This is a genomic window from Roseovarius halotolerans (assembly GCF_900172255.1).
Taxonomy (GTDB): domain Bacteria; phylum Pseudomonadota; class Alphaproteobacteria; order Rhodobacterales; family Rhodobacteraceae; genus Roseovarius; species Roseovarius halotolerans.
Map to the genome: position 1 here is coordinate 1,275,543 of NZ_FWFU01000001.1, position 15,605 is coordinate 1,291,147.

General features: G+C 63.7%; 14 protein-coding genes. 9 read left to right on the forward strand and 5 right to left on the reverse strand.

Going from position 1 to position 15,605, the window contains the following annotated elements; all coding sequences use genetic code 11:
- Positions 1–323 precede the first annotated feature (323 nt).
- Positions 324–2,150: an extracellular solute-binding protein gene (locus tag ROH8110_RS06170; protein ID WP_085816768.1), complete on the forward strand. Its 1,827-nt coding sequence runs from the start codon at positions 324–326 to the stop codon at positions 2,148–2,150.
- Positions 2,151–2,168: 18 nt separating this feature from the next.
- The gene (locus ROH8110_RS06175; protein ID WP_085816769.1) at positions 2,169–2,282 is read left to right on the forward strand and encodes an entericidin EcnA/B family protein; all 114 of its coding nucleotides are present in this window, start codon (positions 2,169–2,171) and stop codon (positions 2,280–2,282) included.
- A gap of 15 nt (positions 2,283–2,297) precedes the next feature.
- On the opposite strand, the gene ROH8110_RS06180 is transcribed toward ROH8110_RS06175, so the two are convergent.
- Positions 2,298–2,921: a helix-turn-helix domain-containing protein gene (locus tag ROH8110_RS06180; protein WP_085816770.1), complete on the reverse strand. Its 624-nt coding sequence runs from the start codon at positions 2,919–2,921 to the stop codon at positions 2,298–2,300.
- A gap of 66 nt (positions 2,922–2,987) precedes the next feature.
- Here ROH8110_RS06180 and ROH8110_RS06185 point away from each other — a divergent pair, with 66 nt between their 5' ends.
- The 5 genes from ROH8110_RS06185 to ROH8110_RS06205 all read left to right on the forward strand — a co-directional run bounded on the left by ROH8110_RS06185 (position 2,988) and on the right by ROH8110_RS06205 (position 9,070).
- Positions 2,988–4,514, forward strand: a complete 1,527-nt coding sequence (locus tag ROH8110_RS06185; RefSeq protein WP_085816771.1) for a class I adenylate-forming enzyme family protein — start codon at positions 2,988–2,990, stop codon at positions 4,512–4,514.
- Positions 4,501–5,154: a DsbA family oxidoreductase gene (locus ROH8110_RS06190; protein WP_085816772.1), complete on the forward strand. Its 654-nt coding sequence runs from the start codon at positions 4,501–4,503 to the stop codon at positions 5,152–5,154. The genes ROH8110_RS06185 and ROH8110_RS06190 overlap by 14 nt, the downstream gene beginning before the upstream one ends.
- A gap of 3 nt (positions 5,155–5,157) precedes the next feature.
- Positions 5,158–5,523 carry a potassium channel family protein gene (locus ROH8110_RS06195; protein ID WP_085816773.1) on the forward strand — a complete coding sequence of 122 codons (366 nt, stop codon included), beginning with the start codon at positions 5,158–5,160 and terminating at the stop codon, positions 5,521–5,523.
- Positions 5,520–6,731: an MFS transporter gene (locus ROH8110_RS06200; protein WP_085816774.1), complete on the forward strand. Its 1,212-nt coding sequence runs from the start codon at positions 5,520–5,522 to the stop codon at positions 6,729–6,731. Before ROH8110_RS06195 ends, ROH8110_RS06200 begins: the two co-directional genes overlap by 4 nt.
- Positions 6,732–6,862: 131 nt before the next feature.
- On the forward strand, positions 6,863–9,070 hold the full coding sequence (locus tag ROH8110_RS06205; protein WP_085816775.1) for an NADP-dependent isocitrate dehydrogenase: 2,208 nt from the start codon (positions 6,863–6,865) through the stop codon (positions 9,068–9,070).
- A gap of 131 nt (positions 9,071–9,201) precedes the next feature.
- Here ROH8110_RS06205 and mauJ read toward each other — a convergent pair whose 3' ends face one another.
- On the reverse strand, positions 9,202–10,464 hold the full coding sequence (mauJ, locus tag ROH8110_RS06210) for a methylamine utilization protein MauJ (protein WP_085816776.1): 1,263 nt from the start codon (positions 10,462–10,464) through the stop codon (positions 9,202–9,204).
- Between the two features lie 378 nt (positions 10,465–10,842).
- On the opposite strand from mauJ, the gene ROH8110_RS06215 reads away from it, so the two are divergent.
- Both ROH8110_RS06215 and ROH8110_RS06220 read left to right on the forward strand, forming a co-directional pair.
- A complete protein-coding gene (locus ROH8110_RS06215; protein WP_085816777.1) occupies positions 10,843–12,057 on the forward strand; it encodes an NADP-dependent isocitrate dehydrogenase in 1,215 nt (404 codons plus the stop codon).
- A 32-nt stretch (positions 12,058–12,089) separates the two neighbouring features.
- The gene (locus ROH8110_RS06220; protein WP_085816778.1) at positions 12,090–12,425 is read left to right on the forward strand and encodes a DMT family transporter; all 336 of its coding nucleotides are present in this window, start codon (positions 12,090–12,092) and stop codon (positions 12,423–12,425) included.
- A gap of 7 nt (positions 12,426–12,432) precedes the next feature.
- On the opposite strand, the gene hflX is transcribed toward ROH8110_RS06220, so the two are convergent.
- From hflX to ROH8110_RS06235, 3 genes are all read right to left on the reverse strand, one after another.
- Positions 12,433–13,713 (reverse strand): GTPase HflX, encoded by a 1,281-nt coding sequence (hflX, locus tag ROH8110_RS06225; protein WP_085816782.1) that lies wholly within the window; start codon positions 13,711–13,713, stop codon positions 12,433–12,435.
- Positions 13,710–13,949, reverse strand: coding sequence for an RNA chaperone Hfq (gene hfq / locus ROH8110_RS06230; RefSeq protein ID WP_085816784.1), 240 nt, complete (start codon positions 13,947–13,949; stop codon positions 13,710–13,712). Before hfq ends, hflX begins: the two co-directional genes overlap by 4 nt.
- A gap of 135 nt (positions 13,950–14,084) precedes the next feature.
- On the reverse strand, positions 14,085–15,605 hold the full coding sequence (locus ROH8110_RS06235) for a TrkH family potassium uptake protein (RefSeq protein ID WP_085816786.1): 1,521 nt from the start codon (positions 15,603–15,605) through the stop codon (positions 14,085–14,087).

Below are 15,605 nucleotides of genomic sequence, written 5' to 3' on the forward strand. Positions count from 1 at the left end.
CCTGTGACGTTTTGCAGCTGCAGCATAATCGTCATGGCCGCGAATGCCACCTGAAAACAAAAGCTCTGGCACGCCGGGCAACGAGATGCCACATAGCGCAGACCCGCCCCGCGCCTCGGTCTGAAATGACCAAAAAAAAACGCCGGCGCGAAGCCGGCGTTAAGTTATTGAGGCAGGTTTCATACAGGCAAGAAACCTATCGAGCAGTGCCCCCTTTATAAGCAATCCGGCGCCATCATCCAAGCTAAAAGTTTGAAAAGACATAAATCCGCCTCTAGGGTCCGGGCTCAAGCATACATGGGCCATCGGGAATTGTTGCCAGAATGAGACCGGATTTTTTCTCCTGGGGACGCGCCGCGACGGCCTGTCTTTTCCTCTGTGCCAGCGCGCTTCCGGGGGCGTCAGAGCCCACACATGGCATAGCTATGTATGGCGACCCCGCGCTGCCACCGGATTTTGTGTCGCTCCCCTATGCCAATCCCGACGCCCCAAAGGGCGGGCGCGTGACGACCGGCAATGTCGGCAGCTACGATTCGCTCAATCCATTCACCCTCAAGGGCACCCCGCCCTGGCAGCTTCAGTATCTCACGCATGAATCGCTGATGGGCCGCTCCTGGGACGAACCCTTCACGCTTTACGGCCTTCTGGCCGAATCGGTCGAAACCGGCCCCGACCGCGAATGGGTCGAATTCACCCTGCGCGAAGAGGCCCGATTCTCCGATGGCAGCCCGGTCACCGTCGAGGACGTGATCTGGTCCTATGAGGTGCTGGGCACCGATGGGCACCCCCGCTACCGCGCCTTCTGGGATCAGGTCGCGCGGATCGAACAGACCGGCCCGCGCAAGGTGCGCCTGACCTTCTCGACCGAGGATCGCGAACTGGCGCTCATCGCAGGGTTGCGCCCGATCCTCAAGAAGGCGCAATGGGACGGGCGCGATTTCGCCGAGTCCGGGCGCGAGGACATCCCCCTTGGTTCCGCGCCCTATGTGGTGGCCGACCACGAGATCGGCCGCTTCGTCCTGCTCAGGCGCAACCCCGATTACTGGGGCGCCGATCTGCCCCTGCGGCGCGGCACCAACAATTTCGACGAGATCCGCATCGAATACTACGGCGACAACACCGTCCTCAAAGAGGCGTTCAAGGCCCAGACCCTTTCATGGATCCGCGAATTCAACGCCGAGCGCTGGGAAACCCAGTATGATTTCCCCGCCGTCCGGAACGGCGAGATCGTCAAATCCGAAATCCCCCACCAGAAGCCCTCGGGCATGACCGGCTTCGTCATGAACACCCGCCGCCCGCCGCTCGATGACTGGCGTGTGCGCGAAGCACTGATCCTGGCGTTCAATTTCGACTATATCAACGACACGCTCACCGGCGGGCGCCAGCCGCGCATCACCTCTTACTTCTCGAACTCCGAACTCGGGATGCGCCCCGGCCCCGCCGATGACGCGGTGCGCGCGCTGCTCGCGCCTTTTGCCGACACGCTGCCGCCCGGAACGCTCGACGGCTACACCCTGCCCTCCGGCGACGGCTCCAAGCGCAACCGCGCCAACCTGCGCCGTGCCGTGCAGCTTCTCGAAGAGGCGGGCTGGACGGTGCAGGACGGCCGCTTGCGCAACGCCGCCGGCGAGGCGCTGGAACTGACGGTGCTCCTGCAGCAGGACGCGCTCATCCAGCAGGCCAGCGCGATCATGGATATCTACGCCAAGGCCCTCGAGCGCCTCGGCATCCGCCTCAACGTCCAATCGACCGACAAGGCGCAATACAGCGAACGCGAGCGCCAGTATGATTTCGACCTGACCTTCATGCGCCGCTCGCTCTCGCTCAGCCCCGGCAATGAACAGCGCTTCTACTGGGGCTCGGACGTGGCCGACCAGCCCGGCAGCCGCAACCTCATGGGCATGAAGTCCCCCGCTGCCGACGCCATGATCGACGCCATGCTCAAGGCCCGCAGCCGCGCCGATTTCATCGCCGCGACCCGCGCTCTCGACCGGGTCCTGACCGCCGGACGCTACGTCATCCCGATCCACAACTACGCCGTGGGCCGGATTGCCCACCTGAAGGAATTGCGCTATCCAGAAGACGATCTGCCAATCTACGGGGACGGCATCGGTTTCCTTCCCGAGGTCTGGTGGTATGAAGAAGACTAGACCAGGATCTGGGCAGCCATGAAAAAACTGTTGGTTCTCAGCTTTCTCGCCGCACTCACCGCCTGCGGCACCGTCGAAGGCATGGGGCGCGATATCTCCGACGCCGCCCGCGGTGTGCGCAGCATGTTCTGACCGCCGCCGCGGCGCTCAGGTCAGGGATGTGACCCACAACAAGGTCGCATCCTCTTCGCTGACCGAAATCACGTTATGCCCCATCGTCGCGTCGTAATAGGCGCTGTCGCCGCGCCGCATCTCGATCGGCTCGTAGAACTCGGTGTATAGCCGGATCACTCCGGTCAGCACATAAAGGAATTCCTCGCCGTCATGGCGCACCCAGCCATCGAATTCGCTAACATCCCGTGCCCGGATGCGCGCGCGATAAGGCAGCATCCGCTTCTTGGTCAGGGTCTCGGCCAGCAATTCATGCTCATAGGTGGTGGTCGCCTGGTGCTGCCCCTCGCCCGCCCGCGTCGCCGCCATGCGGCCACTGACCTTTTCGCGCTGGGGCGGCGTGAACAGTTGCGGCACCGAGATCTCCAGCCCAACCGCCAGCTTTTTCAGCGCCTCGTAGGTGGGCGACATCTGCCCGTTCTCGATCTTGCTCAGGGTCGATCTCGCCAGCCCCGCCTGACCCGCAGCCTGTTCCAGCGTCCAGCCCCGCGCCTTGCGCAGCTCGCGCACCCTCTCGCCTAGGTTCAGCGGTTCTGCGCTGTCCTGCCGGCCATTCTCGCGGGCCACGCGGATCAGGTTCTCTGGCGTCGTGCGCTTCATAGCGAAATCCTATAAGCCCCGCCCCTGCCACTTGCAACTGAGGGGCGCGCGGCCTAATCGGTGAACATGCTTTCTGTGACACGCACCGCCGCGCACCCGCCCTGTGCCGCCCCCTTCAACCTGGCCGCGCATGTGCTGGCCCATGCCGACGACACGCCCGACAAGGTGGCGCTGGCGGTTCTGGGCCTCTCAGGCGCCGAACGCTGGAGCTACGCGCGCCTCAAGCAGGCAGTGCTCGGCACCGGCACGGGACTGTTGCGCACCGGGCTCGTGCCCGGCGACCGGGTGCTGATGCGCCTTGGCAATACGGTGGAATTTCCCATCGCCTATCTGGGCGCGATCGCCGTGGGGCTGGTGCCGGTGCCGACATCCTCGCAGCTCACCGCACCCGAAGTGGCCAGGATGATCGACACGCTTGCCCCCGCCGCGATCCTGCGCGGCCCCGGCATCGCCTGCCCCGAAACCGACATGCCGGTGATCGACCAGCCCGCCCTCGAGGCGATGCGCGGCCTGCCCGCCGCCGACTGGGACATGGGCGACCCGAACCGGCTGGCCTATATCATCTACACCTCAGGCACTTCGGGCGTGGCGCGCGCGGTGTGCCATGCGCATCGCGCGATCTGGGCGCGCCAGATGATGATGACGGGCTGGTATGGGCTTGGCCCGCAGGACCGGATGCTGCACGCGGGCGCCTTCAACTGGACATATACGCTGGGCACCGGGCTCATGGACCCCTGGACCATCGGCGCCACCGCGCTCATTCCCGAACCCGGCATCGATCCCGTGCAGCTTCCGCTCCTGCTCAAGCGACACGATGCGACCATCTTCGCCGCCGCCCCTGGCGTCTATCGCAAGATGCTGCAACCCGGCACGCCGCTTTCGCTGCCGAAACTGCGTCACGGGCTGGCCGCAGGCGAAAAGCTCTCGGACAGCATCCGCCTTGCCTGGGAACAGGCCACCGGCACCGCCATCCACGAGGCTTACGGCATGTCCGAATGCTCGACCTTCATCTCGGCAAGCCCCGATCACCCCGCCGCCCCCGGAACTCTGGGCCGTCCACAGCCCGGACGCCGCGTTGCCATTGTCGGCCCCGATGGCCCGGTTCCCCTCGGCACCGAAGGCACCATCGCCATCGATCGCGACGATCCGGGGCTGATGCTGGGCTATCTCGACGCGCCCGAAGACACTGCCGCACGCTTTCAGGACGGCTGGTTCCTGACCGGCGATCAGGGCTGCATGGATGAAAACGGCGCGATCACCTATCTCGGGCGCGCCGACGACATGATGAACGCGGGCGGTTATCGCGTGTCGCCCATCGAGGTCGAATCCGTGCTCAACCATTTCCCCGGCATCACCCAATCCGCGGTGACCGATATCGAGGTGAAACAGGATACCCGCCTCATCATGGCCTTCTACAGCGGCCCCGCCCCGGTGGACGAAGCCGCCCTTGATGCCTATGTGAAAGAGAACCTTGCCGCCTACAAGCGACCGCGCGGCTATTTCCACGTCCAAGCCCTGCCAACGGGTGCCAACGGTAAACTCCTGCGGCGCGAACTGCGCCCGATCTACGAGGCCCTCAATGGTCAAGCTTGATATCGTCTCCGACCCGATCTGTCCCTGGTGCTATATCGGCAAGGCGCTTCTTGACGCCGCGCTCAAGGAACGCCCCGACCACCCCTTCACCATTGAATGGCATCCGTTCCAGCTCAACCCCGACATGCCGCGCGAGGGCATGGACCGGCGCGCCTATCTCGAACAGAAATTCGGCGGCAAGGACGGCGCGGTAAAGGCATATATGCCGGTCGCCGAAAAGGCGGCCGAGGCCGGGCTCAACATCGACTTCGAGGCGATCACCCGCACCCCCAACACGCTCGATGCGCACCGCCTGCTGCATTGGGCCGGCATCGAGGACCGCCAGACCCCGATGGCGATGGCGCTGTTTCGCGCCTATTTTGAACAGGGCCGCGATATCGGCGATCACGAAGTGCTGGCCGACCTGGCGGACGAACTCGAAATGGACGCCGCCGTGGTCAGCCGCCTGCTGGCCTCGGACGCCGACGAGGACGCGATCCGCAAGCGCGATGCGCAGTTTCGCGAGATGGGCGTCAGCTCGGTGCCGACCTTTATCGTCGCAGGCCAGCACGCCGTTCCCGGCGCACAGCCGCCCGAGCTCTGGCTGCAGGTGATCGACGACATCACCGCGCAGCTTGCCGCCCAACCCGGCGAGGGCTGAACCATGCGCGGCATCAACGCCCTCACGCTTCTGGCGATGCTGCTTCTGATCATCGTCTCGGGCACGGTGTTTTTCCGCCATGTCGAAGGCTGGAGCTGGCTCGACAGCTATTTCTTCACCGTCGTCACCCTGTCCACCGTGGGTTACGGAGAACTGGTCCCCGCCTCGCCGCTCGGCAAGATCGGCACCACCATCTTCATCCTTCTCGGCCTTGGTGTCTTTGCCGTGACGATCCAGCAGTTCGGCGCCTATGCCGTGCGCAAGCGCGAAGAACATACCGAATGGCTGATCGCGCGGCTCGGACATACCGACAAGCACCACCGGGGCGATGACAAGCCCGCCAACGACCCCGAAAGACCCGAGACATGACCGGCCAGAGCCGCCTTGGCCGGGTCGAATTCGTGGCGATGATGGCGATGCTGGTGGCGACAGTCGCCTTTTCCATCGACTCCATGCTGCCCGCCCTGCCCCAGATCGGCGAGAACCTGACCCCCGACGCGCCCAACCGCGCGCAGCTCGTGGTCACCTCCTTCATCTTCGGCCTCGGACTCGGCACGCTGCTGACCGGGCCGCTGTCCGACAGTTTCGGGCGCAAGCCGGTGCTCCTGACAGGTGCCGGCGTCTATATGGCCGGGGCCGCACTGGCCTGGGCCGCGCCCACGCTCGAACTCATGATCGCCGCGCGCATCGTGCAGGGGCTCGGCGCTGCGGCGGCGCGCATCGTGGCGATGGCCATCGTGCGCGACCTCTATTCGGGGCGCGACATGGCCCGGCTCATGAGCTTCGTGATGATGGTGTTCACGCTGGTCCCCGCCGTCTCTCCGCTGGCGGGCAGCGGCGTGATCGCGCTGGCGGGCTGGCGCGCCATCTTCCTCACCTTCATCCTCTTCGCGCTGGCAAGCAGCCTCTGGCTGTCGCTGCGCCTGGACGAACCCCTGCCCCCCGCGCGCCGCCGTCCCTTTCGCCGCGCCGCGCTGGTGCTTGCCATGCGCGAAGTGCTGTCCATTCCGACCGTGCGGCTGGCCATCGCCGTGCAGATGCTGTGCATGACGACGCTGTTCTGCTCGATCTCGATGATCCAGCAGATCTTTGAACAATCCTTCGCCCGTGGCCCCGAATTTCCGTTCTGGTTCTTCTGCATGGCGCTCTTCGCGGGCGCAGGCAGCCTCGTCAACGCCTCGATCGTGATGCGCTTCGGGATGCGGCGGATGGTGGCGGGCGCGCTTGGCATCGAAATCGCCCTCACGCTCGGCATCGTGCTCGCCTTCACCCTCGGCCTGCCCCCGGCGTTGCAATTCCCCCTCTATGTCGCCTGGCAGACCACGGTCTTCGCCCACGCCGCGCTGACGCTCGGCAATATCAACGCGCTCGCGATGGAGCCGCTCGGCCATATCGCCGGCATGGCCGCCAGCGTGATCGCCTGTATCGCGACGGTGGGCTCGGTCCTCCTGACCGTGCCGGTGGGGCTCATGTTCGACGGCACGCCGATTCCGCTCTTCGTGGCGGTGCTCTGCGCGGTCAGCGCGGCGCGGCTTCTAATGATCCGCCTCAAGCGCGCTGAACGCTTCGCCACCTGAACGCCGCCCTCCGCCCGACCCTCGCCGCCGCGTGTAAATATTTTTTGTATACTGTCGCATACGATCTTTCCCGCGCGCCCTTATTGCGTTATGAGGCGGCAAGCTCACAACCAGATCGAAAGGGATCACAGATGGCCGATACCCCCAATCCCGACATCATCTACACCAAGGTCGACGAAGCGCCCGAACTCGCCAGCGCCTCGCTCCTGCCCATCATCGAGAACTTCGCCTCCGCCGCCGGAATCACCGTCGGCACGCGCAACATCTCGCTGGCCGGGCGTATCCTCGCGGCCTTCCCCGAATGCCTGACCGAAGCGCAGCGCGTGAATGACGACCTCGCCGATCTTGGCGAACTGGTGAAATCCCCCGACGCCAACGTCATCAAGCTGCCCAACATCTCCGCCTCCGGCCCGCAGCTCGAAGCCGCGATCCGCGAACTCCAGGAACAGGGCCATGCCCTGCCCGACTACCCTTCCGACCCGGCAACCGATGCCGAAAAGGACGTGCGCGCGCGCTATGACGCGATCAAGGGCTCGGCGGTGAACCCGGTCCTGCGCGAAGGCAATTCCGACCGCCGCGCCGCCGCCGCCGTCAAGAGCTTCGCCCAGAACAACCCGCATCGCATGGGCGACTGGTCATCCGACAGCAAGACCCGCGTCGCCTCGATGAATGGCGGCGATTTCCGCTCGAACGAGACCTCCGCGACGCTGGCCGACGCGGCCACCGCCAAGATCGTGCTGACCGGCGCGGATGGCGCTGAAACCGTCCTCAAGGACGGCGTCAGCTACCCGGCGGGCACCGTCGTTGACGCGACCTACATGAGCGCCGCCGCGCTCGATTCCTTCCTCGCCGACGAGATCGAAAAGACCAAGGCCGAAGGCGTGCTCTTCTCGCTCCACCTCAAGGCGACGATGATGAAGGTCTCGGACCCGATCATCTTCGGCCACGCGGTCAAGCAATGGCTCAAGCCCGTCTTCGACAAGTTCGGCGCCGAACTCGACGCCGCCGGGGTCAATCCCAATGCGGGCCTTGGCGCCCTGCTCGAACGCGTCTCGGACAAGCCCGAGATCCTGGCCGCCATCGAAGCCGTGCGCGCCGAACGCCCGCCCATGTATATGGTGGACAGCGACCGCGGCATCACCAACCTGCATGTCCCCTCGGATGTCATCATCGACGCCTCGATGCCCGCGCTGATCCGCTCGGGCGGCAAGGGCTGGGGGCCTGACAACAAGGAACATGACGCCGTCTGCGTCATTCCCGATGACAGCTACGCGCCCGTCTATGACGAGGCGATCAAGTTCTTCAAGGAGAACGGCAAGCTCGACCCGGCCACCGCAGGCACCGTGCAGAATATCGGCCTCATGGCCCAGAAGGCCGAGGAATACGGCAGCCACCCCACCACCTTCGAGATCCCCGCAGACGGCACCGTGCGCATGGAACTCGATGACGGCACCGTGCTGCATGAGCATGCCGTTCAGGCGGGCGATATCTGGCGCTCGGCCTCGGCCCGCAAGGCCCCGATCGAGGATTGGGTGAACCTCGCCATCGAACGCCAGAAGGCCACCGGCTTCCGCGCGATCTTCTGGCTCGACGAGACCCGCGCCCATGACGCCGAACTCATCAAATACGTCCGCCCCCTCCTCGAGGCCAAGGGCGTTGCCGACAAGTTCGAGATCATGGCGCCGCGCGAAGCGACCCGCGCCAGCCTCGAAACCATCACCAGGGGCGAGAACACCATCGCCATCACCGGCAACGTGCTGCGCGACTACCTGACCGATCTGTTCCCGATCCTGGAACTCGCGACCTCGGCCAAGATGCTCTCGATCGTCAAGCTGATGAATGGCGGCGGCCTGTTCGAGACCGGCGCCGGCGGCTCGGCCCCCAAGCATGTGCAGCAGCTCCAGTCGGAAAACCACCTGCGCTGGGACAGCCTCGGAGAATTCTGCGCTCTTGGCGAAAGCCTCAAGTTCCTGGCCGAAGTCCACGACAACGCCCGCGCCCGCATCCTTGGCGAGGCGGCGGAAAAGGCGACCCAGGGCATTCTCGACAATGGCCGCTCCCCGAGCCGCAAGGTCGGCGAGCCCGACAACCGCGACAGCCATTACTGGTTCGCCCGCTACTGGGCCGAGGCCCTCGCCGCGCAAACGGACAACCCGACGCTGGCCGAGGAATTCGCGCCCATGGCCAAGGCCCTGGCCGAGAACGAGGCCAAGATCACCGGCGAGTTGGCCGCAGCCCAGGGCAAGCCTGCCGATATCGGCGGCTACTACCACCCCGACCCGGAAAAACTCGCCGCGGTCATGCGCCCAAGCGCAACCCTGAACGGGATCATCGGATAAACGACAAAGGGGCCGGTTCATCCGGCCCCTGGCTTTTTTTTGGGGGGGGTGAAGGGGCAGCGATGCGACTTTAGAGGAAAAGGCCCTTCGTCTCAGTCAAACGCTCATTCTGGCGGACCGCCTGCTCGCCGCTACTGGATGCGGCCAATCTTCGCTCCGGTATCGAATATCTGTCGAAATATCGTCTGCCATTCGCCTTGTTCGCCTTGTTCCACTCTTTGCCGAATCTCGGCCATATCAGTAGCCAAGACGCCGATGAATGGTTTGTCGGAACCTTCGTAAAGTTCATGAGCAACTCTTTGCAGCATCTCTTGGTCGTCTCCCGTTCTAAACGACAGGCCTCTCAACTGATCAAATTGCTCCTGAGAAACTTCGACGGCGTACCGGCGCGCACTTTGCGGCGGGCCAAAAGGTTTCATCTGCACCTGAACCCCGCTAAAATCGATTTCAAAGTTCCCATCGGAGTCTTGTGGAACAGCGGTCTGAATTGTCGCCACGGCAGTCATCGTAGGCTCAAAATATGTTCCCGGTTGGCCAAGCGGGATACCGTGAACCAACTCAGGTGGAAACTGAATGACAATCGCGCGCCAAACAAGCTCTCCAAGGCAATCCACGACATTATCGTAACCGTCAGGAAGGGAGCCCTGTATCTCACGAAGTGTGGCTCCGTGCATTAGGCTATTCCGCGTTTGTGCCAGAAGCGTCGCTTTCTCCTCGTCGCAGATGTCCTGAAACTTCAGCAACAGATCGCGAATGGCCTGCTTTTCGTAGGGCTTATGTAACGGTGTTTTTTCGCACTCTGGGCAGTAAAGTGAACCCCGACAGTGTGGGCATTTGTCGGGAACTTTTGAACTCGTTTTGGCGTGGGTGGCGAGTATCTCGATCGCCAACCAGAAATACGTGAACTGGTCGTCCCGAAACTCAGCATTCAGCCCAGTTCTAAACCATCTCATTGCCCTACTTACCGCTGGGGGGTGGTCGAACTGCATCAGCGTTTCCATGGAATTCACGACTAAATCGTCCAGAAATGGCTGGGGGTCATCGTATTCGGGGCGATCACCCCAGCATAAGATCGTTCTCGAAGATGGATCCTCAATCTCTCCGGCATCAATGATCTGCCGAATTCGGCTTTTTTTGTACGGTGCTCCGGCAGAAACGGACAAGAAATTGAGGACGTCGGCTAAGTGACCTTCAGCAATATCTCTTGCTTCATCCAAATTTGGAGCGCTGAAGTAAAGGTGAACCTCCAGAAGGAACGGTTTGGTGTACTCCCTACGCGGGATGTTCTTGATGCGGGCGCGATAGAGACCACGGGGATGATTTATCTCCAAGAACTTGTCGTCGTCGCAAACAGAGCATCCGCTTAACACCTCAAAACTGGACGCACATTTCATCGTCTTCACCAGAGCTACACATCAGATTTGAGTAATGTGCCTACCATGAAACGCCTGCGCAAGGTTGGTCTCGGGATGGGTCGGTGCCCACCGCGCCAATATCCGCATTGGTCGTCGCCTTTTTTTTCCAAACTACCCTCCCCACCCTCGCGCGAATAGCGGCCTTCAGGCCCCTGCGCGGCGCCCGGCCGCCCCCTCGGGCGGGCGCTCTTGCAACGTCGCGCATCGATGTGACCGACGACGGGCTTGGCAGGCATAAACTGCACCCCACAAACGTTGCATCGCCCACCCGGCGGCCAGCACTGCGCCCCAACACCCTTTCTGCATCGCCGCATCGCTGCTATAGCCGGATCAACCCCACCCCAAGCGGAGCGCGACATGTCCAGGATCAAGGTAGAAAACCCCATCGTCGAGATGGACGGCGACGAGATGACCCGGATCATCTGGGATTTCATCAAGCAGAAGCTGATCCTGCCCTATCTCGATATCGACCTGCTCTATTACGATCTCGGCATCGAGGAACGCGACCGCACCGAGGACCAGATCACCATCGACGCCGCCGAAAAGACCAGGGAGGTGGGCGTCGCCGTCAAATGCGCCACCATCACCCCCGACGAGGCCCGCGTCGAGGAATTCGGCCTCAAGAAGATGTGGCGCAGCCCCAACGGCACCATCCGCAACATCCTTGGCGGCGTGGTGTTCCGCGCGCCGATCATCTGCCGCAACGTGCCCCGCCTCGTGCCCGGCTGGACCCGCCCCATCGTGATCGGCCGCCACGCCTTCGGCGACCAGTATCGCGCCACCGACATGAAATTCCCCGGCCCCGGCAAGCTCAGCATGAAGTTCGTCGGCGAGGACGGCACCGTGATTGAGGAAGAGGTCTATGACGCACCCTCCGCGGGCGTCTACATGGGCATGTATAACCTCGATTCCTCGATCATCGATTTTGCCCGCGCCTCGCTCAATTACGGGCTGAACATGGGATGGCCGGTCTATCTCTCGACCAAGAACACCATTCTCAAGCAATATGACGGACGCTTCCTCGAACTCTTCCAGAAAGTCTATGACGAGGAATTCCGCGACGCGTTTGAAAAGGCCGGGATCACCTATGAACACCGGCTCATCGACGACATGGTCGCCTGCGCGATGAAATGGAACGGCGGCTTCGTCTGGGCCTGCAAGAACTACGACGGCGACGTGCAGTCAGATACCGTTGCGCAGGGCTTCGGCAGCCTCGGGCTGATGACAAGCCAGCTCATGACCCCCGACGGCAAGATCGTCGAGGCCGAGGCCGCCCACGGCACCGTCACCCGCCATTACCGCCAGCACCAGAAGGGCGAGCAGACCTCGACGAACTCGATCGCCTCGATCTTCGCCTGGACCGGCGGGCTGAAGCACCGCGCCAAGCTCGACGACAACACGGCGCTCGCGCATTTCGCCGAGACCCTCGAAAAGGTCGTGGTGGACACCGTGGAATCGGGCCACATGACCAAGGATCTCGCGCTGCTGGTCGGCCCCGATCAGGGCTGGCTGACGACGATGGGCTTTCTCGAGAAGATCGACAGCAATCTCGACGCCGCCCTCAAGGGCTGATCGCCCGCCCCGCACCACAAGGACTCATCGCCATGACCAAGGTCTATCTTCTGCTGATCTGCGCGATTGCCGCCGAGACCGTCGGCACCACCGCGCTTCAGGCCAGCCAGCAATTCACCCGGCTGGTGCCGACGCTGGTGGCGATGGTGGGCTATGCCATCGCGCTCTACCTTCTGGGGCTGACGCTCAAATACATCCCCGTCGGCGTGGCCTATGCGGTCTGGTCGGGGCTGGGGATCGTGTTCATCGCGATGATCGGTTTCGTCGTCTTCGGCCAGAAACTCGACGCCCCCGCCATCATCGGCACCGGCATGATCCTCGGCGGCATCCTGGTGATCCAGCTGTTCTCTTCCGCCACGCCGCACTGACGCGGGCCTAAAGCCGGGCGAACTGCGCCTCCTGCTTGGTGCTCCAGCGCACTTGCAGGGTGAAGCCCTCTTCGGTCTGGGTCTCGCCCTCGACCAGCCCCCGATCGAACAGCCAGGCGCGCTTGCGCCCCTCGTCAAAGCGCAGGTGCAGCTCGGTTTCATGGGTCGTCTCGGTGATCGCGTCCGCGATCGCCTCCACCAGCGCCGTCATCCCCTCGCCGGTCACCGCCGAAAGCGCCTGCACATGGTCATGACGCGCCGCGCGCACCAGCGCCGCCTCGCGCGCCTCGGGTGCCAGCCGGTCGATCTTGTTCCAGACCTCGATCTGCGGCGTTGTCTCGCGCACGCCAAGGCTTTCGAGAATGGCGCGCACATCGCGCGCCTGCTCCTCGGATTCGGGATGCGAGATGTCGCGCACATGCAGGATCAGATCCGCCGCCAGCACCTCTTCAAGGGTGGCGCGGAAGGCCGCGACCAGTTCGGTGGGCAGATCGCTGATGAAGCCCACCGTGTCGCTCAGGATCACCTCGGGTCCGCCACCCGGCAGCTCGATGCGCCGCATGGTCGGATCGAGCGTGGCAAAGAGCATGTCCTTGGCCATCACCTCGGCGCCGGTCATCCGATTGAACAGGGTGGATTTACCGGCATTGGTGTAGCCGACCAGCGCCACGATCGGAAACGGCACCTTGGCGCGCGCCGCACGGTGAAGCTCGCGCGTGCGCACCACCTTTTCCAGCTGACGCCGCAGCCGCACAAGCTGCTCGTCGATGGCGCGCCGGTCCGCCTCGATTTGGGTCTCGCCGGGGCCGCCGACAAATCCAAGCCCGCCGCGCTGACGCTCAAGGTGGGTCCAGGCCCGCACCAGCCGCGTGCGCTGATAGCTGAGCGCGGCCATCTCGACCTGGAGCACACCCTCGCGCGTCGCCGCCCGGTCGCTGAAAATCTCGAGGATCAACCCGGTGCGATCCAGCAGCTTCACGCCCCACTCGCGCTCGAGATTGCGTTGCTGCACCGGGCTCACCGGCCCGTCGATCAGCACGAGGCCGATCTCCTCGGCCTCGATCCGGGCTTTCAGCTCCGCCAGCTTGCCCTTGCCGAACAGCGTGCCCGGATGCGGCTTGGGCAGGCGCACCAGTTCGGCGCCCACAACCGTCAGGCCGGGCAGCGCATGGGCCAGCGATTCGGCTTCCGCCAGCGCCAGCTTGGCATCACGGCCATGGGCCGTTGCAGGAATATCGGGATGCAGGACCCAGGCGCGGGTCTCGGCGTTCTCGGTGCTTTGCGTCAAGACGCGTCGTCACCCTCGTAAAGGCTGATCGGCTGCGACGGCATGATGGTCGACACCGCGTGCTTGTAGACAAGCTGGGCCTGCCCGTCGCGACGCAACAGGATGCAGAAATTGTCGAACCATGTGATCACACCCTGCAATTTCACGCCGTTGATCAGGAAGATCGTGACCGGAATCTTGGTCTTGCGAACCTGATTCAGAAATGCGTCTTGCAGATTTTGCCTATCAGATGCCATCGTAATCCAAAGCCTTTATTCTTGCATGCGCCGCGGACCGGCACGGTCACTCCCTCACCGGCAGAGTATGAAGCGGGTGCGCGCGACTTTCCAGTCCAAAATCAAATCCTTCCCGGCGCGAGCGAAACCAGAGCGTCAATTGCGCCACAGGCCGGGATTGAGCAGCGCGATGATCGCCAATGTCTCAAGACGACCCAACACCATCGCCGCGCATAACACCAGCTTGGTGGGCCCCGCAAGTGTCAACAGTTGAATAGGCGTCTCGGTTGCGACCGTTATCAGCGGCCCCGTTGTCGAAAGCGTCGCCACCGCCAGCACGATAGCCGGCTCGAATCCCTGCCCCAACGCGGTCAGCGCCACCGTCACCAGCGTCAGCGACAGCGCGAACAGCATGAAGAATATCCAGGCGATGAACGCGCCCTGACGGCGGATCCGGCGGCTGCCCGCCTGTGCGCGCCCCACCGATGACGGGTAAACCAGCCGCTCCATCTCGCGCCGCCCGTTGAGGTAGAGGGCATAGACACGCAACAGCTTGACGCCACCCGCCGTGGTGGCAACACCGCCCCCCACCAGCGACAGCCCCATCAGGATCAGTCCCGGCGTGCCCAGACCCGACCAGTTGCGCGCGCCCTCCCAGGCGGCGCTCTCGAAACCCGTAGTCGACAGGAATGACAGCACCGTGAACATCCCGCCCCACAATGCCTCTGCCGCCAGCGCGAAACTCTCGGTCTGGTCGACCTCGAAAGCGCCCAGCCAATGACGTGAGAACAGCAGCAGCGGCACCCCGATCACCAGCGCCATGCCAAATCGGAATTCGGGGTCGTGATGCAGGCCGGGACGGGCCGTGGTGATCGTGTCGGATGAAAAGGTCAGCCGCGACAGCGCAAACAGCATGAACAGGAAAATCACCGCCTCGCCGCCATAACCCGACCCGGCATTCTCGATGCCGCCGATTGGGGAAATGCCGCTTGTCGCCATCGTCGACATCGAATGCATGAAGGCCACGAGCGGTCGGTCGCCGCCGATCATCAGCATCAGCCACAGCGCCGCGGTCAGCCCGCCATAGACGGGCAACAACTGATAGGTGGTCTGCGCGAGCCGCTTGCCGGGGCTGGCGCGCTCGAACCGGTCCAGTTCGCTCACCTCCTGGCCCGGCTCACCGCTCGCGGTCACCTCGAACCCCCCAAGGTGCAGCGGCGCCAGCACCGCCGATGCCGCGATCCACATCAACAGCCCGCCCAGCCAGCCGACCATGCCGCGCCACAGATGCAGGCTGTCCACCAGACGTCCGGGCGTGTCGAACATCGTCGCGCCGGTGGTGGTCAGGCTCGAGACCATCTCGAAATAGGCATTGATGAAACTGGTATTGGCGATGCCCTCGTAGAACGGCAGCGCCAGGAACAGCGGCAACAGCGTATAGGCCATGAGCAGCGAAAACAGGTTCTGCAGGTCGGTATTGCCCCGCGTCGCGCGCCCCGCCATCGCCAGCCCCACCAAAAACAGCAGCACAAGACCGAGAATGCTGGAATAGACGAAGGCGCGCGCGACCCGGTGCTCCTCCTGCACCAGCGCGTGCAACCCCGGAATCATCATCGCAAGGGCCGCGACCCCGGCCAGGATCAGGATCAGCGGAAAGGTCAGCAGACGCTCTTTCAT